The organism is Chryseobacterium daecheongense (assembly GCA_027920525.1).
Classification (GTDB): domain Bacteria; phylum Bacteroidota; class Bacteroidia; order Flavobacteriales; family Weeksellaceae; genus Chryseobacterium; species Chryseobacterium proteolyticum.
Genome location: CP115858.1, coordinates 320,944 through 342,745, shown reverse-complemented (window position 1 = coordinate 342,745; position 21,802 = coordinate 320,944). Strand labels below are relative to the sequence as shown.

Genomic DNA, 21,802 nt, shown 5'->3' with positions numbered 1-21,802 from the left:
ATATAGGATTATTGACACATCAAAACCATAACCATAAACATTTAATAAATGAGTAAAAATTTTATCCCACTAGTATTATTCTTATCAACTATCACCTTTGCGCAAACGGGAAATGTTGGAATTAATACGGTAACCCCTGGCTCTACATTAGACATTAACGGATCGGTAGCGGCAAGTTATAAGACAGTTAATACGGCATCTTACAGTTTAACCGCCACTGATTTCCATGTTTCATATAATGGTAGTACGAATACGACATTTAGCCTTCCTCCCGCAATTAATGGCACCGGAAATTTTAAAGGACGTATGTATAGGATTACCAATAACAGTAATTTTACGATAACCATAAGTTCTGCTTTACCTGAAACAATTAATGGGAATACAAATATTCTGGTCCTTCCCAATCAAAGTGCACAGTTGATCAGTACAGGACTTATCGGAGCAAATTCCACATGGGAAAGCATAAGTGGAGTAACAAATACGGCCAGTAACGGTCTAAACCTTTCCGGGAATGATGTTAAGTTAGGAGGTACACTTTCCCAGGCAACAGACATCGTTACTACAGTAGGAAATAATCTGAGTATCACCGGTACTGGTAAAGTTTTATTAGGATCCAATACGATCCCGGCTGGTGCGGCTGATGCGAAAATTGTTATTGATAATGGCACAACAAACGGAGCGCTGCAGATTAAGGATGGAACACAACAATTAGGCTATGTATTAACCAGCGACTCTAATGGATTAGCTACCTGGTCATCTACTGTTACTACTGCGTTTGCCAATAACTGGACTTCTTATACGGGAACATTAGTAAATCCTTTCACAGCACCTACCGGCGGCGGCGGCCTGGTTACCGGAATATCACTGACTATCCCTGCAAAAGGATGGTATTTTATCCGAAGTGGCGTGGCCATCAATTCTGAGTGTAATGATTATTTCTTTTATATCAATGGTATTGGAGACGTATGGAGAAGTTATTGTGGCTCTAACACGGCAGCTTTTATGTTTCCCCGGGATCAAAATCGTGTCTTGTACTTCGCAACACCAGGAAATTATACCATTTTGGCCGGTAAAACAAATTTTATTATCCCTGCCAGTTTTAATGCGGGTAATCCTTCTTTTTATCTTGATTTTGTAAAGTTTCAGAATTAACAGTATAAATAATCAATAAATACATTCATCATCCAACTAACTTTTTGATCATTTTAACCACAATTTATATGAAAAGAAATTCAATTTTCCTGACTTTACTTGCCGCCATGAGTAGCACTCTGAGCTATTCGCAAACAGGAAATGTGGGTATCAACACTACCACTCCCGGGAGCACACTCACTGTGAACGGTTCATTTGCCGCTACGTACAGATCCGTTACAGCAAGTGGAAATGTCGCCCCTACGGATTACTATCTGGCCTACAGCAGCAATACGAACGGAACTTTGACGCTACCTGCCGCCATTATTGGTTCCGGTAACTTTGCAGGACGAACCTATCATTTCAAAAATACAGGGACAGCCGTATTATCTATTGCAGCCAACGGAGCAGAATTAATCGACAATCAAACAGGAGCAGGCGTTGGCACTGTTAATGTTCCCGCAGGTTACTATGCATTTTTTATAAGTAAAGGAACAACGACAGGAACAACATGGGAGCTTATTTTGCTTTCAAGCTCTGACAGCTTGCCCGCAGCCACCACCAGTTATCCGTTTTCTACAGTAAGCACCACAAGCAGACAGGATCTTACCGCCAGCACCGGTCCTTACATCAGAAGGGAAATCAATTATCCTCAGGGAACAGTAATCAACACGGGAAATGTACTGAATATCAGTAACGGTCGGTTTACTGCACCTTCAAACGGATATTATATGTTTTATGGTTCCACCCAATTTGATAACGGAAATATTCCGGGTACACCAAGTTTCGACTGGGTTGTATTGTATCTTATGAAAAACTATGCGGTGAGCACAGACAATATTTTGGTACAATCTTTCCAACCTGCTCCGGGTACACTGACGGGAAGAAATGTATCGTGTATCACGTATCTTAATAAAGATGAAACCGTAAGCATGGCAGCCGCCGCCGGAGTAACCGGCAGTCCAATATACCAGGTTGTCGTAAGCTCCTTTTACGGATATAAAATCGCGAATTAATTTATACAAAACCGCGGATAGATTCTAATAACACAACTGAAACTTAAACATGTAGAAATCCCTCATTTTACAAGGTTTCTTATTAAAAAACGACTGTCTCATTAGTAGACAGTCGTTTAATTTAAATCTCTTTATGGTGAAAATTTAACACTTATTGTGCAGTACCTTCAATTTATAATCTTAAATTTATTGACTAATCCTTAAAATAAATCAATTATGAATAAAACATTAACAGATACTTCATGAAATTTAACAAATAAAACTAAAACATAAAAAAATATGACTCCGTGAAAAAAATTTCACATTTAGTTTATTCTAAATTTTATAACCCAAAATAACAACCATGCCATAAACATTACAACATACAACCAAATCAAAAAAAACTAATATGCCAAACACAAACTTAACATCACAAACCCGAATCAACACTATCCTTCCTTTGTCCTCAGAAGAAAGGAACAAAATTTTGTACGAGTTCAATAAAACAAATTGGGACTACAAAAAGGAACAAACATTGGTTTCATTATTTCTCAAACAAGTTTCCCTACATCCGGATAACGTGGCTGCTGTTTATCAGGATCAGCATATAACCTACCGTGAGTTGGATGAAAAAAGCAACCAGATCGCCAATACACTCATTGCAAAAGGGATAACAGAAGGAATGTACATCCCTGTATGGCTGGACCGCTCCCTGGAATGGGTCATTGCAATTCTTGGAATATTAAAAACAGGTGCTGCTTATGTTCCTATAGATCCTGCCTATCCGGTAAAACGCGTAGAGTATATTCTGAATGATACTAAAGCAGAAATTATAATCACCAATCAGGTCCTCTCTCAAGATTTATCTAAAGACCCAAACTTCCACATATTTTATCTTGACCGTAAGGATGACCTCACTGATTCCTCCGTTCAGCATCCGGAGGTGATTACTCATCACAACACTCTTGCTTATACCATTTACACCTCCGGCTCCACAGGCAACCCTAAAGGAGTAATGATCACTCATGAAAGTATCCAGCATCTGGTAACCTGGCATAATGTTTATTTTAATGTCACCCCCACTTCTCATCTCAGCCTGGTGGCCGGTTTGGCATTCGACATATCTGTATGGGAAACCTGGTCGGCATTGACTTCCGGAGCGACCCTTTTTATAGCGGACAGCGAAGAGAGAACTGAAGCTTCCGCCCTGGCCAGCTTTTATCAGAAAAACAAAATTACCCACGGTTTTGCCCCTACTGTTTTGGTTCCGGCAGTCGTGGCACACACCAGAAATCATAATGATCTTCAGCTGGAATATCTTTTTACAGGAGGTGAAAAACTAAAGCCTGTACTCACCGATGGACTAAACTATGAACTTATCGATTATTATGGTCCTACAGAATGTACCGTATATGCTACTTTTAAGAAGGTTAAAGATCTTCACGGAAAATATGTTTCTTCCATTGGCAGGCCTATAGCAAATGCTAAAGCTTACATATTGGGAAATCAAATGGAACTATTACCCATAGGAGCAACCGGAGAATTATACATAGGCGGCACCTTACTGGCTAAAGGATATTTAAACAATGAGGAACTCACAGCTTCAAAATTCATTATTAATCCTTTTATGGAAACTGAAAAACTATACCGAACGGGAGACCTTGCCCGATGGTCCTCCGATGGAGAAATCCAGTTTCTGGGAAGAATGGATAATCAGGTAAAAATAAGAGGATTCCGAATAGAATTGGGAGAAATAGAACGCACATTCGATCGACTGGCAGGAATACAAGAAGCTGTAGTAATCACAAAAAATACTTCAGGGAATAACAAATATCTTGTCGCCTTTATTGTTTTAAAACCCGGAACATCAAAGGATATCCAGCAAATCAGGAGTTTTCTCAAAGAAGAATTACCCGGATATATGATCCCCGCCCAGATCATCTGTATCGACAAAATACCATTGACCGCGAATGGAAAAACCAATACGGACCTCTTAAGCAGCCTTGCAGAAAAAGAGGCAAAGGAACTTATCTCACACGAACCGCCAACAAATGAAACCGAGAAAATAATAGCTGACATCTGGTCATCGGAACTGGAACTTCCGGTTATCAATATCACTGATAATTTCTTTGATATCGGAGGAAATTCGCTTCTGGTTGCTGTTGTTGCGGTAGCTTTACAGGAAAAATTAAATATAAAAGTATATCTGCGCGATATTTATCAATACTCTGTTCTGAAAAAACTCAGCGATGTGCTTATAGCACGTGCTCACGAGGCAAGAGAAGCAATTCCTTCTGAAGACGTAGAACCTTATGTTGAATTACAACAGGACGTCTACCTGAATCCCGGCACCCGATTCAAGGATAATTTTGATCCAGAAAAACTGGAAAATCCATCTGCCATATTTCTCACAGGCGCCACAGGGTTTGTAGGAATCCATCTTCTTCAGGAGCTTTTAGATACAACGGATGCAGATATATACTGCCTGGTAAGAGCACAGGATGAATTTCATGCCATGGAAAAAATCAACCAGTGCTTTATTCAGTTTCATATCCCGCAAAATCACTCGCAGAGATCAAGGATTATTCCGGTTTTAGGTGATCTGGCAAAACCTTCTTTGGGTTTATCTGAAGAAAAATTCGATCTGCTTGCCACTGTTATTGATGTGATATATCATTCCGGAAGTTCGGTCAATTTTATTGAGCCTTATTCTTATATGAAAGCACCCAATGTAGATGGAATAAGGGAAATTATACGTCTGGCAGGAACAGAAAGAACAAAGTGCCTGGCTCTTTTATCTACAATTTCAGTTTATAGCTGGGGACATCTATTTACCGGAAAAAAGATCATGCTGGAATCTGACGACATAGAACAGAATATCATGTCGGTAAGTAAAGATATTGGCTATGTGCGAAGCAAATATGTAATGGAAGCTATAGCGGATCTTGCAGCCCGGGAAGGTCTCCCGCTGATTACGTATCGTTTGGGATATGCGATGTGTCACAGTAAATCCGGAGCGAGCGCACCTTATCAGTGGTGGTCCGGACTGGTAAAAAACTGTATAGAGTTTAAATCTTACCCTGCATTAACAGAACTTAGAGAAGGCCTGATCACCGTAGACTACATGACCCGGTCAATGGCTCATATCACGAAAAATAAAAATGCAATCGGCAAGAAATTCAATCTGATTGCCAGCCCTGAAACTAATCTGACGCTGGAGGATTTCTTTGGCCTGCTCAAAAAGAATTACCCTTATGAACTTACTCCCCTTCCCTATAAAGAATGGCGTAAGCATTGGGAAAATGATACCAAAAACAGATTGTATCCATTAACAAGCCTGTTTAAAGATAATATGCATGAAGGCCTGTCTACTGTGGAACTTTACCAGCATACTTACATTTGGGACTGTTCTAATGTAAAGGAGTTCCTCAAAGACTCAGACATTAAAGAACCTGTATTCAACAAACCTGTCCTTGATGCTTATTTAAAGTATCTGGGCATGCATTCTTAGTTTTTAGTTATGGTGTATCCCCGGCCAAGGCCGGGGATTTTTAATATAAAGTTATCTGAAAATCTGTTGTGCAAACTCATAAAGGCATCTTCTCCAGGTAAGCCATTCGTGATAAGTTCCTGCGGATCTGTATGAAGTATAGGGGTAATTATTCTGAGTAAAGAAATCATGCAGAATCTCATTGAATCCAAAGAATCGTGCTTCTTCTTTTTCCCCGATCCCGACAAAGAAATAAGGCTTTTTCCGTGACTTTAAAAGATGATCAACCGGCAGCTCCTTAAAAGGCTCATCTTCAGTTCCTCCATAAATTACAGGACTGAATGACCCGATGGCTGTAAACATTTCAGGATGACTTACCCCTATCAGCATCGCCTGATAGCTTCCACGGGAAAGTCCGGCAATCGCTTTTTTACCATTGGTTTTATACTTTTTTTCTACATAGGGAACCAGCTCCTCGATAAAAATCTTATCCAGATTTCGGGATGAAATGACTGTTTTGGAAGAATTATCCGCTAGTTTTTCTTCTTCCGGATTTAATGCCACTCCGTAATCCATTACGACAATCATTTTCTCTGCTTTTCTTTCTGCCAGAAGAGTATCAAGAATCCAGGCAATATGCCCCTGTCTTTCCCAACCCGTTATATCTTCTCCTGTTCCGTGGTATAGATACAATACCGGTAGTTTCTCTGATCCGTATCCCGGAGGAAGATAAACCTTAAAATTTCGCTTACCTTTTGTTATTCTTGAATTAAAACCATCCTCTATAATCTGTCCATGTTTTACATTCTTCTCAAAGAAAAAATCTTCTCCTGATGGAACTTCGATCCCGCTGGTCGGCTGACCGTAGCCAAAGTACAGCTGAGTATCCGGATCATTGACCCGCTTTCCATCCACGTTCAGCCAGTAATAATGAAATCCAATTTCAAGAGGACTTGTTGAAATATTCCAAAAACCGTCTTTATCTTTTGAGGCGGTAGATTTTATATTTTTCATACCATCCCCCCCCTCTAAAGTTACAGATTGAGCATCCGGAAAATACACCCGGAACTGAGCCTTCTTTTCAAAATCCAGCTTCGGAAAATCCTTTCCCGGTAATGCCGTTGTTGAAACACTGGAATTCTGACAAAATAGCATTGACGAAAACAAAACAGAAATGAGAAATATCTTTTGTAAATATTGCATTATTTTGATTTTAACATAAGAAAAATACGAACACTCATTTCTTACATTCCGTGTAAAAATCAAGTTTTTCTTATAATTTAATTCAATAATAAGAAAATATTCTTCTTAAATAAGTAAACAACAGAAAAAAAATCTTTTATTTTTTTGAAAAATTAGTTTTAATTCAAACTAATTTTAAGTATATTTGTTATACAACAGCGATTGATCAAACCTCCACTATACGTTAATATTCATCATATGCCCGTCACACAAAACAACATATCAGAATTAGCCCTGGAGCTTGGTTTGGCAATGAGTGAAATGAAAAGCCGTTTGCGACAGAAAATCCAGACCAGAATCAACGAGTATGATCCGGATCTTTCTTTTGAGCTTATAGAGATCCTTGGAGTTTTATCCCGGAATGACGGGATCAATCAGCAGGAGATAAGCAATAAAATAAGCAAAGACAAATCAAGTGTTACCTACCTGATCAACAATCTTGTAAAACGGGAATTGGTTGAAAGAATAGAATACAGCAATGACCGAAGGAATAAACAGATATTCCTTACCGCAAAGGGAAAGGAAATTGTAGAAATTGTTTATCCGTGGGCACTGGAACTGTATGAAAAAGCAGCCGGCAACCTTGGTATAGAGAAAATACAGGATGCTCTTTTCCTGGTAAAAAAAATGACAACAAATCTTGAATAACTGAGTTTAAATTTACTGATATGAGAACAATACTTGTACCTGTTGACTTCACATCAACTACCGAAAATGCTGTAAAACTTGCTGCAGAATGGGCCACACAATATCAATACACACATATTATTCTTTTAAAAACGTCACAGGAATCTGAATTTGACTATCTCCACATAGCCGAAGGTCATCTGCTTGTGAATGAAGAAAATGTAAACAGCCTCATTAAAAGTACAGAATTACTCCTTAGCAAATTAACAGGTATTATCACTGAAAAATCACCTGAAGTAACTGTTCTAAAAGCGGTAAGCGAATGGACACTTACGAGAAGCATCAATGAACTGCTGAAAGACCAGCCTTCTGTAGAACTGATCATTTTAGGAAGTGACGACCAGGCTTCTTCCGGTAACAGCTTTGTGTCTGAAAATATTATAAGTATTGCCAGAACCAGTCCTGTAAAAGCATTGATCGTTCCTAACGGTTACACCTACAGCACGATTAAAAATATTTTAATACCCTGTGATATAAACAGCATAACAAAATTAGACCGGCTGTTTCACCACAAATCCATCATCGAGCAGATGGATGTTCGCCTTATGTTTCTCAATATCAACACAAGAAAAGGGATCGATGATAATGAAGATAAAAAGAGAGACCTGGAAAAGTACATCCACCAATATTTAACCAAGATTCCGAGTACTATTCATTATTATTACGACGAAAATATTATCAACGGAATTCTGACTTTTGCCTCATCAAATAAAACGGATCTGATTATTGCGCTACCGGGAAGACATAGTTTCCTTTATTATCTGGCAAGCAGAAGTATTTCTGAAGGAATTTACCAAAATGTAAATCAACCTGTTTTGATATTAAAATAACTTCTATCTTCTATCTTTTATTTTCAAAAGCTGACTTAATCACATTATAAACAACAGAAAATAAGCAAACTAAAATAACGTAATGTATTTTTGATATAAAATAGTTGACAAAGTCAACTATTGATGTATATTTACATCATGAAACAACATTATATTGAACAAATAAGAGCCTTCAACAGGTATTATACACAGGTACTGGGATTACTCAACAAGGGTATTCTTGATGGAGACCTGGGTATTTCGGAAGTCAGGGTTATGCGTGAGATTTATTTCAATGCTGATGTAAGACCTACTGAAGTGGCCGCTACTCTGGGATTGGATAAGGGTTTTCTAAGCCGCATCCTTAAACGTTTTGAAAAATTAGGACTGACTATTAGAAAAAAATCAGGAGAAGACAACCGTTCCAGCGTGATTAGTCTTACAGACTTAGGACGCAGCACTTATGAAAAGATCAACCGTGATTCAGACATTCAAATAGAAAATTTATTTTCAGATCTTTCCGAGCAAAATCTGAAAACGGTCATTCGGAGTATGACCACGATTGATTCTCTACTTCATCACAGAGATAATCATGCAGTTATAGATCCTGTTATTATCCGACCTATTGAAGAAAAAGACAATAAAGCCTTAGCAGATATTATTCGTACAGTTTTTGAAGAGTTCAACGCTCCTCAAGAAGGAAGTGTATATGATGATCCCAGAACAAACCAATTATATCAGCTTTTTCAAGATGTAAACGCAGAATATTGGATAGTAGAATCTAATGATGTAGTTTTAGGTGGATGTGGCTTCTATCCTACCATAGGGTTGCCTTCTGCATGCGCAGAGATTGTTAAATTTTATCTTTCCAATCAATTGAGAGGAAATGGTGTTGGACAATATTTGCTAAAAATGATAGAAAGGAGAGCAAAAAAAGCAGGTTATAAGCAACTTTATTTAGAATCTTTTGAGGTTTTTAAGGGAGCAATATCAATGTATGAGAAATTGGAATACAAACATTTACACAGTTCCATAGGAGATTCCGGGCATTATGCAACAACTATTCATATGTTGAAGGATATCTCCTAATTTAAATATTAAAATTAGACAGTGGTGACATAGGCTATCGAAGTATGCTTGCATTAGTTCCTGAAATAAAATCAGGAATTGTTCTATTAAGCAACACTGATAATATAGATATTAATATTCGATATCCTATTGGATGAAACGGATCAATAAACATCAACGATCTTCTCAAAGACCTGCCTTCTGTGGAATTGATCATTTTAGGAAGTGACAACCAGGCCTCTTCTAGTAAAAGCTTTGTATCGGAAAATATTATAAGTATTGGCAGAACCAGTCCTGTAAAAGCATTGATCGTTGCTAACGGATACACCTACAACACGATTAAAAATATTTTAATACCTTGTGACATTCTCTTTCTATATCAATAAGTCAGACAAAAAACTATACGTCATAAGAACTAAAGTAATATAAATAAACATATTATATAAGTCCGGATTTATTATTTGTCTGATTTTTTTCATCTTATTAGTCACTTGCAATTAAAAAATAATTATATTTGCGATTCAATTACTACTGCATATGAAAGTGATAGTAGCCCTCACCAGTGTAATCATTGGTTAATCACCGGGCTTAAAACATAAGAACACTTTAAAGAACGAAGCCTCTTCGTTCCATATTACTATTACTTACTTTTAATTTTACATTTATGTCATATCATAAGAAAACCCCATCGAAGGGTTTGCGCTATTTCACATTGTTGAAACAATCATTACTGGGTACCGAAATGGATTATACGACCGGTAATATTAATAAAGCTGTTATTTTACTCGCCATTCCCATGATGCTTGAAATGATCATGGAATCGGTATTTGCACTGGTAGATCTTTATTTTGTAGGGCATCTCGAAAACAGCAGCTATGCCATACAAACAGTGGGCTTAACGGAATCTGTACTTACGGTAATGTACTCTATCGCAATTGGTATGAGTATGGCAGCCACAGCGGTGGTTTCACGACGGGTGGGAGAAAAAGATCCTGATGCAGCAGCACATGCCGGTATGCAGGCTATTATCGTAGCTTTTGCCGTAACCCTTGTCTTAAGCATCGCGGGGATGATTTATGCCGGGGATATTTTACGGATCATGGGAGCAAGCAAGGAAACCGTTGATGCTGGAGTAAACTTTACCCGGATCATGATGGGAAGCAGCCTTGTCATAATGCTATTATTCCTGATCAATGGTATATTTCGTGGTGCAGGAAACGCTGCTATTGCCATGCGGAGCTTATGGATTGCCAATATCTGCAATATCATCCTGTGTCCTATATTCATTAACGGCTGGGGTATCATCCCTGCATTCGGACTAACAGGAGCGGCTATGGCAACGGTTATCGGACGGTCAATGGGAGTGGTTTACCAGCTATTTTGCCTGTTTAACGGAAAGCATCAGCTAAAAATCAAGCTTCATCATTTTCGTATTGACTGGCCGGTAATAAAATCATTGGTTGGGATTGCAACTCCTGGTATACTTCAGTTTGTTATCGGGTCATGCAGCTGGATATTTCTTGCTGAGCTGGTAGCAACCACGGGTGGTGATCATGGATCTGCCGGTTATCAGACCGCATTGCGATTGATGATGTTCTTTATGCTGCCAGCCTGGGGTATGAGTAATGCTGCCGCTACCCTGGTAGGGCAAAACCTTGGAGCCAAACAATTTCAACGCGCTGAAGATTCTGTCCTGGCTACTGTAAAATACAATGTCATCTTCATGATCATTGTCACCATATTATTTCTCTTTTTTGGAGATTGGCTGGTTTCATTTTTCACCAATGATATCCAGATCAAAGAAGTTGCCCAAAAGGCTATGTGGATTATGAGTACCGCTTTTGTCTTTTACGGCATTGGTATGGTAATGATGAATGCCCTTAACGGAGCCGGTGACACAAAAACCCCGACATGGATCAATTTCTTTGGCTTCTGGTTTCTTCAGATCCCATTGGCCTATATCCTTACCAAACACGTAGGCATGGGACCAACCGGTGTCTTTATCGCAATACCGGTTGCGGAAACGGCCATCGCAATTACGACATTTATCTTTTTCAAAAGAGGTAAATGGAAAACGGTCAATGTATAGTCCCGGACTTATTATACCATAATTTTCTAAAATGAAGAGGCCACTCTATTGAGTGGCCTCTTTTAGTTAGGTCCAGCTGTTTTTAATTTGTAAATTAATGCTTGAAAAATTGAAGTATGGAAAATTTTTTAACCAAAAAATTTGGAAAGATCTTTAACCTCCAATTTATTGCTGAAGGATGGTGGTCTAAGGCATATAGTTTTACTGCTGAAGGGCAGCAATACATTATCAGAACAGGCAATCATGTACAGGATTTTATGAAAGACCATTGGGCTTTTATACATCTGAATAATACGAAAATTCCTATTCCTGAAGTTTTGGAATACGGAAATTATCATGATAATGTATACTACTGTATTTCAAGAAAGGCAAATGGTGATCCTTCCGATGAGATCATGGACCATCTTGATCATTATTCGCAAACAGAGCTTGCAAAAATAATCATCCGGCAATTGGAAAATATCCACCTGAGCGATACCACGAACCTCAGCGGTTGGGGCTTTACCGATCCCCAGGGAAAAGGTATGTTTCCAAGCTGGCAGCATTTTCTCTTATCATTTTATAATAGCAAAACGACTGCAAGCTGGCAACATCTTGCCCAGACCTCATGGCTTAACAGACAGCTTTTCACACATCTTATCGAAAAAATGAAAAGCTTTTTCCCTTATCTGCCCAATGAAAAATATATCCTTCATGGAGACTTCGGGTTTGATAATCTTTTACTGGACGGAAACCGAAAAGTAACCGCTGTTCTGGATTGGGCCGAAATGATGCTTGGCGACCCGCTTTATGATTTACTGCATATGAATGAACCCTGGATAAGGGATACTGGTCCTGATTTTCTTTCGATCTGGATGAATATGAAACCCGGGTATATCAATTTTGAGCATGTAGAAGAACGGCTACAATGCTACCGTATCCATTATACTCTTTTCCATCTGTATATTCATACTGTACGAAAAGAGCATGATGATTACCAAAAAATTGAAAACTGGGCCATAAACAATTTATAATTTTTAAATATTTAGGTTAAATTAGTTCAATAAAAAGGTCATTATATTTCAACATTACCCGTTACGATGTCTCCGTCACGTTGATAAGCTGCGATCATAACCCCTTTCGAAGTCACATGATTTTCTGTTAGTTTAAATGCTGAAGGAATTCCATTCTCATCAAAAAGTTTTTTTCCCTTGCCAAGGATCAACGGGTAGATTTTAAGCCTTAGTTCATCTACCAGATCATTTTCAAGCAACAGGTGAATTAGCTCGCTGCTTCCCCATACCTGAATATCCGATCCTTCTGTATTTTTAAGCATTCTGATATCTTCCAAAGTTTTTAAGAATACGGTATTTTTCCAATCAGATGTCTCCCTCTCTTTAGACAGGACATATTTTGTCCCTTCATTAATTGCAGTCCAAAAGTTTGCATGCTCAGGCCAATAGGATTCAAAAATTTCAAATGTTTTCCTTCCTAAAATATAATCTGAAGGCTTCATCTCTTCTTTCATAATCTCTCCAAAAAGCTCATCTCCATAGGACACTGTCCATCCTCCATATCTGAAGTTTCCGGAGGTATCCTCTTCAGGTCCTCCGGGAGCCTGCATAATACCATCCAATGTTATCATGGATAAAACGGTTATTTTTCTCACTTTATTAATTTTTTATGATGTATTAAAATTATTACGCTGATCCTTTAATTAAATTACTTTAAAAAAGCATTAAGGTAATTCAGTATGGTCGAAGTCTGCATCATAAGGCTGACATGGTTTTGACCCGGTACAATGGCTAATTGTGATTTTGGCAAGGCTCCAAAGTCTCCTGCAATACCTCCACCTAATAACTTATAGGTTTTTACAAGCTCAATTTTATCGAGGCCGTCGTTATCCCCAGCTATGATCAGTACAGGAGCTGTAATTTTTGCGATATTCTCATCTCCCATATTATAAGATTCCGATGCAGAAGCCATCATTTGCTCAAGAAATTTGGTCCATTTTGTCTTATCAGGAGCTACAGCATCATAAGCAGTTTGCATAGGACTACCATTAAAAACATCCGGTTTCATTCCCTTAAAAGCATTATTAATTTCCGGTAGCCAACCCGCGCTTTTATAAGTAGCAGAAATGATGACAAGATTTTTTAATCTCTTTGGACTCTGGATAGCAAACTCATAGGCGATGGCACCTCCAAAACTATAACCTACTACATCAGCACTCTCAACTTTAAGATAATCCATTACTTTTTCCACATCCTTTGCTAATGTAGCATGTGACAATTTCCTGTCCGAATAAGGTGTATGACCATGTCCCTGCAATTCTATAGCAATCACTTTCCTGGTTTTTGATAATTCAGGGATCAGTTGTCCCCAATTCATATCAATGGTCATAAAAGCACCATGCAATAAAACTACCGGCCTGCCCTCTCCGTATACTTCATAGTAAACCTTAGTTCCTTCTACCGGAACATACCCGCTTCCGGAAGGCTTGATTTTCTGTGCATACAAATGCGAAGCCGTTAACATCATAATTACAATCATGATCAATGGCTTACGAAACGTATCAAATTTGAATAGATTTTTCATAGTAATATTTTAATTTGGTTTATTTTTTTTGATCTTATCTCAAACAGATCAAAAAACTTTTATCCAAAATTACTAAGCCATTAGAAAAGTTCGCTTGCCATAGGGCAAGATTTTACTGGGGTAAACAGTTTTCTTTGCTGATCCTGTTTTTTGCGGGAATTCCTGTTATTTCTTAAATATTTTTTTTACTACATATCTATAAAATCAATGTAAAATCAATAGACAAATCATATTTTACCTGAAAATTTATCAGATAATTTTAGTGATGTAAATGAAATTTGATTAATTTTAACTCGAACTAAACTTAATTTATTATGAAAAATTTACAAAAAATCAAAAGAGAGGATTTGAAAACAATTAAAGGAGGAATTAACTGTCCTGGTGGCCAGATCTGCTTAATCGGTGGAAAATGGCAATGTATGCCATTCGATGGATGCGGTGGAGGAAACCAACCTTAATTTTAATTTTATCCAAATTTTATTATTATGAAAAATTTCACAAAAATTACAAGAGACCAATTGAAGAATATCAATGGCGGAGCAGTAGGTTGCTCGAATGATTGCTGCCCTCCTCCGGGAATTAAAAGATGTCCATCGGTAGTATGCTTTGCACCGTGTGAAATATTAAGTTAAAAGCTGAAAGGTGATCCGATCAATACGGTTCAATAACTTTAATAAAAAGCATCCTTTAGAAGTATCTAAAGGATGCTTTTGCTTAATCATCTGCACTCAATCATTTTTTCAGAGGGTATAACTTCTGTTTCCACAGACTATTCATTGACAAAAACAGAAGAAGTTCCAGGGCTAAGCTATTGTATTTTCATTCAAGATCATCGTTTTTATTTTTTTGTTAGCGGCTTCTAATGAGCTCCCTTCAAAATCTACTCCATTGAGTGTCATACAATTGATGTTTTTTATCCCCATTATGCTTAGTACAGTCTTAAGATAAGTAGTTTGAAAATCCATATGTTCATAAAATTCTCCAGGATCATACCCTGCATTTCCGCGAACCATCAACAGATAAGCCTTCTTATTTATCAATAGGCCCGTATAGGGATTTTCTGGTTTGTTTTTATTTACCAAAACCGTTTCGTTCACTCTTACCACCTGATCTATATATGCTTTTAGCACGCTGGGTACCGACCAATTATACATCGGGGCTCCCAATACGATAACATCAGCATTTTTCAGTTCTGCGACCAGCTGATTACTCACTTGTAATGTTTCTATATCTTCATCTGTTCTCAGTCCGGCAGGTTTAAAAGCTGCTGCAATCCATTTTTCCGTGACGTGTGGAATATTTTCCTGCCCTATATTCCTATAGACAATATGATCTTCAGGATGCCTTTCTTTCCATTCTTTAGTAAATACCTCTGAAAGATGACGGCTTAATGACCGTTCTTTTCTTGCACTGGCGTTAATAATTAATACATTGCTCATAATCTAAATTTAATAAGCTAATTAGTTTCTTTTATATTGAATCCTTTATTCAACTCGTGGATCCATCTTCTACGCAAAGGTATTTTGCTTTACATCCCCATTAAGGTACCAGACATACATATATAAGTAGTCCAGATAAATTACGATCCAGATCCCGATTGACCACATTAAAACAGTCGGTCCGTAAAGCATAACAAATTATTAATGATCCGTTTAAATACAGATAAATTAAATCACTTTTCTTTGTTAAAGTGAAAAGTACCGGGCATTTATTCTTAACGCAATCATTGGGGCATACTGCACGGATATCTTTTTACTTAAATAAAAATATTGTATGCTTTTAAACACTACCCTGCCTTTTTCTGGAGAATCAGAATTAACCATAGGCTTAGTGATCGTTTTTGCTTTATCCTTATTTGCTGTAGTTGTCTTTGAATTTGTAAATGGCTTTCATGATACAGCCAATGCAGTTGCCACAGTTATTTATACCAAAGCCCTTAAGCCCGTTATTGCCATCCCCTGGTCCGGTCTCTGGAATTTTCTCGGTGTTTTCACGGGTGGGATTGCTGTAGCGATGGGAATCCTGAAACTGGTACCCATGGACACGCTTATGACACTTCCCATAGCTGTCGGGGCAAGCCTGGTACTTGCTGTGCTAATTGCATCCATCATCTGGAATCTTGGAACATGGTACCTGGGTATTCCCTGTTCGAGCTCACATACCCTCATCGGTTCACTGATTGGTGCCGGTCTTGGTTTCAGCTGGTATTATGGAGGTGGTGTCAACTGGGAAAAGGCAAAAGAAATAGGACTGTCACTCATCCTTTCTCCTATTGTGGGTTTTGGACTGGCTATTCTGATAATGTGGTTCTTTAAATATGTTCTCCGCTATAAAGCATTGTTTCATATCCCGGAAGGAGAAAATGACAAACCACCTTTGGTGATCAGGGGCATTTTAATTACCACCTGTACTTTGGTCAGTTTTTTTCATGGAAGCAACGACGGGCAAAAGGGTGTCGGTCTTTTTATGCTCATCCTTATTGCATTCCTTCCTGCCAAATTTGCGATCAATCATGATATTCCCAATGACAGGATCATCTACACCCTGAATCATACAGAAAAGCTCGTACAAGGCATAGCCGATGCATCTATTGAAAACCGAAATGAACTGGTTTCCATAAGTCAACAGATCGAAGCTGTAAAAAAACAGCTGGCTTATAAAAGTGAAAAAGATAAAAAGGGGACCTATGCCTTCAGAAAACAGGTTGAAACCCTCGTAAAGTCCATTAAAATGATCAATGATAATAAAAAAATAATCATTGATGATACGAATAGGAGCCAACTTATGCATCAGGCAGCTGAGTTAAATAAACTTACTGAGTTTGCACCGGTATGGGTTATTATTATCATATCAGTTTCATTGGGATTGGGAACAATGATCGGCTGGAAAAGAATTGCAGTAACCATTGGTGAAAAGATTGGTAATGAACACCTGAATTATGCGCAAGGAGCTTCAAGTGAAATTGTAGCGACCTCAACCATCGGTATCAGTACATTTTTGGGGCTACCTGTTAGTACCACCCATGTATTGTCAAGTGGAATTGCCGGATCTATGGTAGCATCGGGAGGCAAGAATAACCTGAATGCAGGCACATTGAAAAATATCGGGATGGCCTGGATTCTTACTTTACCTGTTTCAATAATATTATCTTTGTTATTGTTTACACTCTTTCACCTGTTTATTTAATTTAACATGGTCTCCTTTTAGATTAATCAAATTATCATCAAAAACAAAAAAATGAAAAAAATACTGGTTGCATCCGATTTCTCTCACAGTGCCGGGAACGCTATGCTTTATGCATTATCCTTTGCTAAAGCTTTAAAAATGGAGATAACAGTTTTAAATGCCATACATCCCACAGAGGGAATCAATAATAATATTTACAATGTTGTCTTTATCGAGGATTATTATGCGCGAAAAAGAAAGGCTCTTCAGGAATGGACAGAAAGTTTTATTCAGAGTGAAGAATATAAAGACATTCCGGTTAAAACAATCTGTGATGTGGGTTTTCTTCGAAATGTGGTGACCAAATATGCAGAATACCATGAAGTTTCATTTTTGGTAATGGGGATTACAGGTGCTACGGGTATCAAGGGAATTGTAGGTAGCAACACCAGTATGGCGCTATCTAAAATCCGGATCCCTACTTTAATTGTTCCTATTGAAAGTGCAATGCCAGAAGTTCCTGTCATTACGCTGGCCACCGATTATAAAACAACAAAATTATCTGTAAGGGATGTTAAAGCTTTAAATCAGATTCTGAAAGTTTCTAAGCCTAAAAAACTTGAGGTTCTTCATATTTCTGAAAAAGAAACCAACCCTAAGGTTATAAAGAATGGTGAAAAAAAGCTCACGGCACAATTTCCCTCCGTAGAAATTAATTTCAATTATATCGATGAGGAGGGTAAAACATCAAATGGAATTATAGAGTTTATTGATAATAATGAAACAGACATTTTGTGTCTCGTTAAAAGAAATCATAATATTATTTACCGCTTATTTAGCAGCAGCACTGTAGAAGAAATTCTTAACAAATCCGTCAAAGCAATATTGGTACTTCATGCTTAATTAATATTGTTCATTTTTCATTTGTATCAAACCATCCTTTAATCTGCATAAGGTTAAAAGAAAAAATTAATATTAGTTCGCAATTATACAATTTTCATTTTCGATCAATCGGTTACTTTGTAAAAAAAATTAAAATGAAAAAAGTAGTTATGGTAAGCGTATTCATAGCGTTTGCCGGTTTTTGCAAAGCCCAAAATACAGATATGGTATCAAAAAGTGCCAGGAAAGCCATAGAATCAAGCAATGCCATCTATGCAGATCTCGCCAATAAGGACGATGGATCTATTCTTACCAGATATACTGAAGATGCATGCCTGTTCCCTCCCGGCGCTTCACCCGTGTGCGGACGGGAGCAAATAGCTTCATTCTTTAAAGGTGGACCTAAGGTACATGTTACATTTACAATTCAGCATTTATATGGGAATGATAAAACATTCATTACTGAAGAAAGCTTTTATGAAATGAGAGATCTTGACGGTAAGAAAATAGACGATGGAAAAGTAATGGTCATCTGGAAAAATACAAAAAACGGATGGAAAATGCATCGCGATATGTTTAGCAGTAATCATCCAGCGAAATAGGCTAAAAGCCTACATTGACAGCCTCTTGAAAATCTTTCCCGTTTTCAATTAGGAAACTCCGGGATTCTGAGGGAACAATACCCGTAAATCTTTTAAATTCCCGGATAAAATGTGCCTGGTCATAATACCCGCAATCATAAGCGATAGAAGTCAGTGATGACCGGGTATTAAGCACCAGATGCAGGGATCTGTTAAATCGGACGACGGAAGTAAAGGCTGCCGGACTGATACCGATATTGTTCATGTAAAGTTTTTGAATATATCTTTCCGATAGTCCGGAGCCTTCAGATAACCGGTTTAAATTTAATGGCTGATTATCAAAGGAAATCCGCTTACTAAGAGCCAGAACCATCGTCACTTTTTTCAATCGGTTTTCATTTTTTTTCATTTGCTGCAACAAAAAATCTTCTACTATTTTAATCTGGCCGGACAAGTCACCCGCCATTATAATACGATCATACAAGGTTTTACTTTCTGCTGTTACATCATACATATCAGTGGCATAGTTTGTAAATTCAGAGACCGGATCATCAAAAAATAAAGTGCTGGCATGAGGATAAATTCTTACGATCAGCACCGTCGTATTTTTCAGGACCGTAAGTCTTGTTGGAAGTGTAATATGCCCCAGTAACTCTACGGACGGGGTATCTTTTCTTTTGCCATTAATGATAGTCGCAGCTGATCCGCCAGAGATATTAATAATCAAATCGATATAACCACTGGGATAAAATACAGCATCCGTGATATCTTTACCAATCGTTACAACCGTATAATTCTTTACGTAAGGCGCTAAAACAGCTGATGGCAAAATCTGCATAATCGGAATAAATAATTAAGTAATTCGCTAATACAAAGCCTGTTAAAGTTATAAAAAAACATGACAGATCAAAAGAAAAACACATACTTTTTGGCCCTGGCTGAGATATATGATATTTGCGAAATTTTCATTGGTTACAGTAAAATAAAGATCCTGCAATTTTAAAAACGACAGGATTCTTTATCATCTAAACTATATACTTATTGATTTTTTTTAAAAAGTCCTGCTTTTAGGTTTGAGCCCAACGACCCCTCCGCCAGCTGAAGATAATTACGCTTACTCTGATCTTTTTCAATTTGTACAGTTCCTGTAGTCTGCACGTTTTTCATATCCAGAAAATCTGAGGAAGTTAAATCATTACCACCTATCGCACCGTCACCAAATCCTGCCATATTTTTATAGTCTGTAAAAATGCAATCAGAGGCTTTGTATCTGAGTGTACTTCCTTTTTCCCTTATCCATACCGTAGTCGTATTTGCAATGACATTATGATGAAAGTCAAAATAGTCACCATCAGTACCTTTTGTAGTCCAGACCCCACTGAAATACCCTCCATAAACCAATGAATAACGCATGGCACTTCTGCTTCCCTTAGGTCCTTCATTTTTCCAGAAAACAACAGGATTTTTGCAATTGAAAAATACACAATGATCAACCACCAGACCATATCCATTAGCTATAACTCCTACATGCAACGGCAATACATCCGGATTTCCGGTAAAAAGACACTGCGTTACCAGAAGATCATCTAATTTTTTGCCATCCCTCCAAATGGGATAAGACCGGCGTAAGTTTTTACCATCTATATAAGAATAGTCTGGGCTTCCCGTAAATCTAAGACCTTCAATAGTCACATGACTAACCTCCGGTTGTATGCCTCTTGCCTCTTCTCCTCCCACACCCGGTACAAGGGGTGCTGCTGTAACGACAACCGGCATTTTTTGAGGCCCCCAATGTAAATCATCAGGCATAATCTCCGCACGAATAACCAAACGGTTTTTAGGGGTATACTTATCGTTACTGAATACAACAGTCTCGGTGATCAGATGGATACCTTCCGAAAGAATGATTGTAGTGGATTCCTTTTCCTTATTTTGGTTGACGCGTCTTGCTGCTTCTGCAATTGTTTTCAGAGGTTGTTCTTTTATTCCGGAACTGGTATCGTTGCCGGTCCTGGGATTAACATATAATTGTTCTGCCTGTACTATCGCTACACTTATTATAAAAAGCAGAAAGCTGAGTATGTATTTTTTCATATTCCTTTTTTGGGTAAAATTAGGAACAATCTTATACTGCAAAAAGGTCATTTTAATTTTTAAATGGTCATTTTACAAACTCTTCCGGTATTGTTGAGGAGTGCTCCCCGTAAGTTTTTTAAAGAAGCGGTTAAAATTAGAAGGATCAGAAAAACCAAACCCGTAAGCAATCTCTTTTGCAGATTTGTTTTGATACAGCTCTTTCTTTATTTCTGAAATCAGTTTATGGTGAATCATTTGTTGTGCTGATAGCCCACTGAATTGCCTGCATATTTTGTTCAGAAATCCCGGACTGACATTAAGTATTCGGGTATAAGCCTCTACAGTCCTGTCATTTATAAAATTATTTTCCAGTAAAGATCGAAACCTGTAAAAATCCGGATGAACATAGGTATCCCCCTGAATATGATAAACACTTGCATAATAACGATTGAGAATGACAAGCAGCTGATATAAGACGGACCTGATCAGATGGCCACTGTCATTCTGGAGCTGCCCGAACTCCCCTTCTATTTCATGTAAAAGGTTCATACATTTCTCAAATGATACTTTCGGTATCTTCATCCCGGTTGGAAATGAATATTGATGAAAATATTGAAATCTATACAGGAACAGCTCGTCTGAAAAAAAGAGATAGAGAAAATCTTTATCAAAAAATAAAGTATATCCTTCTACCTTTTCTTTGATTTCCCAGCACCGAACTTGTCCGGGGCTTGTGAAGATAGCAGTTCCAGGAGTGATGGGAATCTTACTTTCATCCAATGTAAAGGTACCGGCTCCCTTTTCAATAAAAAGAATTTCGTAAAAACTAAGCTGGTGCAATGTGCTATCTAATACAAAATGATTTAATGTTTCAATACGACCAATATCTAAAAGCAACTCTAAACCATACTTGTAGGGAAGAAAGTGATACGTTTTAATTTTTGTGACCGGTTCCATTTCTTTTAACAACTTTTTCTTGCACCAATGATGGATTAAAAATACAAATTTCC

At 37.8% G+C, this 21,802-nt stretch carries 21 protein-coding genes; 14 read left to right on the top strand and 7 right to left on the bottom strand.

Annotation, left to right across the window (positions count from 1 at the left end; genetic code table 11):
• Window positions 1–48 precede the first annotated feature (48 nt).
• From PFY10_01465 to PFY10_01455, 3 genes are all read left to right on the top strand, one after another.
• The gene (locus tag PFY10_01465) at window positions 49–1,152 is read left to right on the top strand and encodes a hypothetical protein (GenBank protein ID WBV57108.1); all 1,104 of its coding nucleotides are present in this window, start codon (window positions 49–51) and stop codon (window positions 1,150–1,152) included.
• A gap of 68 nt (window positions 1,153–1,220) precedes the next feature.
• The gene (locus PFY10_01460; protein ID WBV57107.1) at window positions 1,221–2,147 is read left to right on the top strand and encodes a hypothetical protein; all 927 of its coding nucleotides are present in this window, start codon (window positions 1,221–1,223) and stop codon (window positions 2,145–2,147) included.
• Between the two features lie 388 nt (window positions 2,148–2,535).
• Entirely contained in the window at window positions 2,536–5,637 is a 3,102-nt protein-coding gene (locus PFY10_01455; protein WBV57106.1) for an amino acid adenylation domain-containing protein, read from the top strand.
• Window positions 5,638–5,688: 51 nt separating this feature from the next.
• On the opposite strand, the gene PFY10_01450 is transcribed toward PFY10_01455, so the two are convergent.
• A complete protein-coding gene (locus tag PFY10_01450) occupies window positions 5,689–6,819 on the bottom strand; it encodes an alpha/beta hydrolase-fold protein (GenBank protein ID WBV57105.1) in 1,131 nt (376 codons plus the stop codon).
• Window positions 6,820–7,056: 237 nt separating this feature from the next.
• On the opposite strand from PFY10_01450, the gene PFY10_01445 reads away from it, so the two are divergent.
• The 6 genes from PFY10_01445 (at window position 7,057) to PFY10_01420 (ending at window position 12,524) form a co-directional block, all read left to right on the top strand.
• Complete coding sequence (locus PFY10_01445) at window positions 7,057–7,506, top strand: MarR family transcriptional regulator (protein ID WBV57104.1); 450 nt, start codon at window positions 7,057–7,059, stop codon at window positions 7,504–7,506.
• 20 nt (window positions 7,507–7,526) lie between these two features.
• Window positions 7,527–8,375, top strand: coding sequence for a hypothetical protein (locus PFY10_01440; protein WBV57103.1), 849 nt, complete (start codon window positions 7,527–7,529; stop codon window positions 8,373–8,375).
• Window positions 8,376–8,513: 138 nt separating this feature from the next.
• The gene (locus PFY10_01435) at window positions 8,514–9,443 is read left to right on the top strand and encodes a helix-turn-helix domain-containing GNAT family N-acetyltransferase (GenBank protein ID WBV57102.1); all 930 of its coding nucleotides are present in this window, start codon (window positions 8,514–8,516) and stop codon (window positions 9,441–9,443) included.
• A 182-nt stretch (window positions 9,444–9,625) separates the two neighbouring features.
• A complete protein-coding gene (locus PFY10_01430) occupies window positions 9,626–9,808 on the top strand; it encodes a hypothetical protein (protein ID WBV57101.1) in 183 nt (60 codons plus the stop codon).
• Between the two features lie 278 nt (window positions 9,809–10,086).
• A complete protein-coding gene (locus PFY10_01425) occupies window positions 10,087–11,511 on the top strand; it encodes an MATE family efflux transporter (GenBank protein WBV57100.1) in 1,425 nt (474 codons plus the stop codon).
• Window positions 11,512–11,627: 116 nt separating this feature from the next.
• Complete coding sequence (locus PFY10_01420; protein WBV57099.1) at window positions 11,628–12,524, top strand: aminoglycoside phosphotransferase family protein; 897 nt, start codon at window positions 11,628–11,630, stop codon at window positions 12,522–12,524.
• A 41-nt stretch (window positions 12,525–12,565) separates the two neighbouring features.
• Here PFY10_01420 and PFY10_01415 read toward each other — a convergent pair whose 3' ends face one another.
• Both PFY10_01415 and PFY10_01410 read right to left on the bottom strand, forming a co-directional pair.
• Window positions 12,566–13,159 (bottom strand): dihydrofolate reductase family protein, encoded by a 594-nt coding sequence (locus PFY10_01415; protein ID WBV57098.1) that lies wholly within the window; start codon window positions 13,157–13,159, stop codon window positions 12,566–12,568.
• Window positions 13,160–13,212: 53 nt separating this feature from the next.
• Complete coding sequence (locus tag PFY10_01410; protein WBV57097.1) at window positions 13,213–14,088, bottom strand: alpha/beta hydrolase; 876 nt, start codon at window positions 14,086–14,088, stop codon at window positions 13,213–13,215.
• A gap of 314 nt (window positions 14,089–14,402) precedes the next feature.
• On the opposite strand from PFY10_01410, the gene PFY10_01405 reads away from it, so the two are divergent.
• Entirely contained in the window at window positions 14,403–14,546 is a 144-nt protein-coding gene (locus PFY10_01405; GenBank protein ID WBV57096.1) for a hypothetical protein, read from the top strand.
• Between the two features lie 27 nt (window positions 14,547–14,573).
• Window positions 14,574–14,720, top strand: coding sequence for a hypothetical protein (locus PFY10_01400; GenBank protein ID WBV57095.1), 147 nt, complete (start codon window positions 14,574–14,576; stop codon window positions 14,718–14,720).
• Between the two features lie 171 nt (window positions 14,721–14,891).
• On the opposite strand, the gene PFY10_01395 is transcribed toward PFY10_01400, so the two are convergent.
• Complete coding sequence (locus PFY10_01395) at window positions 14,892–15,527, bottom strand: NAD(P)H-dependent oxidoreductase (protein ID WBV57094.1); 636 nt, start codon at window positions 15,525–15,527, stop codon at window positions 14,892–14,894.
• A 334-nt stretch (window positions 15,528–15,861) separates the two neighbouring features.
• On the opposite strand from PFY10_01395, the gene PFY10_01390 reads away from it, so the two are divergent.
• From PFY10_01390 to PFY10_01380, 3 genes are all read left to right on the top strand, one after another.
• On the top strand, window positions 15,862–17,274 hold the full coding sequence (locus PFY10_01390; GenBank protein ID WBV57093.1) for an inorganic phosphate transporter: 1,413 nt from the start codon (window positions 15,862–15,864) through the stop codon (window positions 17,272–17,274).
• A 51-nt stretch (window positions 17,275–17,325) separates the two neighbouring features.
• Window positions 17,326–18,156 carry a universal stress protein gene (locus PFY10_01385; GenBank protein WBV57092.1) on the top strand — a complete coding sequence of 277 codons (831 nt, stop codon included), beginning with the start codon at window positions 17,326–17,328 and terminating at the stop codon, window positions 18,154–18,156.
• 134 nt (window positions 18,157–18,290) lie between these two features.
• Window positions 18,291–18,737, top strand: a complete 447-nt coding sequence (locus tag PFY10_01380; protein ID WBV57091.1) for a hypothetical protein — start codon at window positions 18,291–18,293, stop codon at window positions 18,735–18,737.
• 1 nt (window position 18,738) lies between these two features.
• Here the strand turns inward: PFY10_01380 and PFY10_01375 are convergent, their stop codons facing one another.
• The 3 genes from PFY10_01375 to PFY10_01365 form a co-directional block, all read right to left on the bottom strand.
• Window positions 18,739–19,554, bottom strand: coding sequence for an AraC family transcriptional regulator (locus PFY10_01375; protein ID WBV57090.1), 816 nt, complete (start codon window positions 19,552–19,554; stop codon window positions 18,739–18,741).
• A gap of 200 nt (window positions 19,555–19,754) precedes the next feature.
• Complete coding sequence (locus PFY10_01370; GenBank protein WBV57089.1) at window positions 19,755–20,810, bottom strand: hypothetical protein; 1,056 nt, start codon at window positions 20,808–20,810, stop codon at window positions 19,755–19,757.
• 72 nt (window positions 20,811–20,882) lie between these two features.
• Window positions 20,883–21,749: an AraC family transcriptional regulator gene (locus tag PFY10_01365; protein ID WBV57088.1), complete on the bottom strand. Its 867-nt coding sequence runs from the start codon at window positions 21,747–21,749 to the stop codon at window positions 20,883–20,885.
• Window positions 21,750–21,802 lie beyond the last annotated feature (53 nt).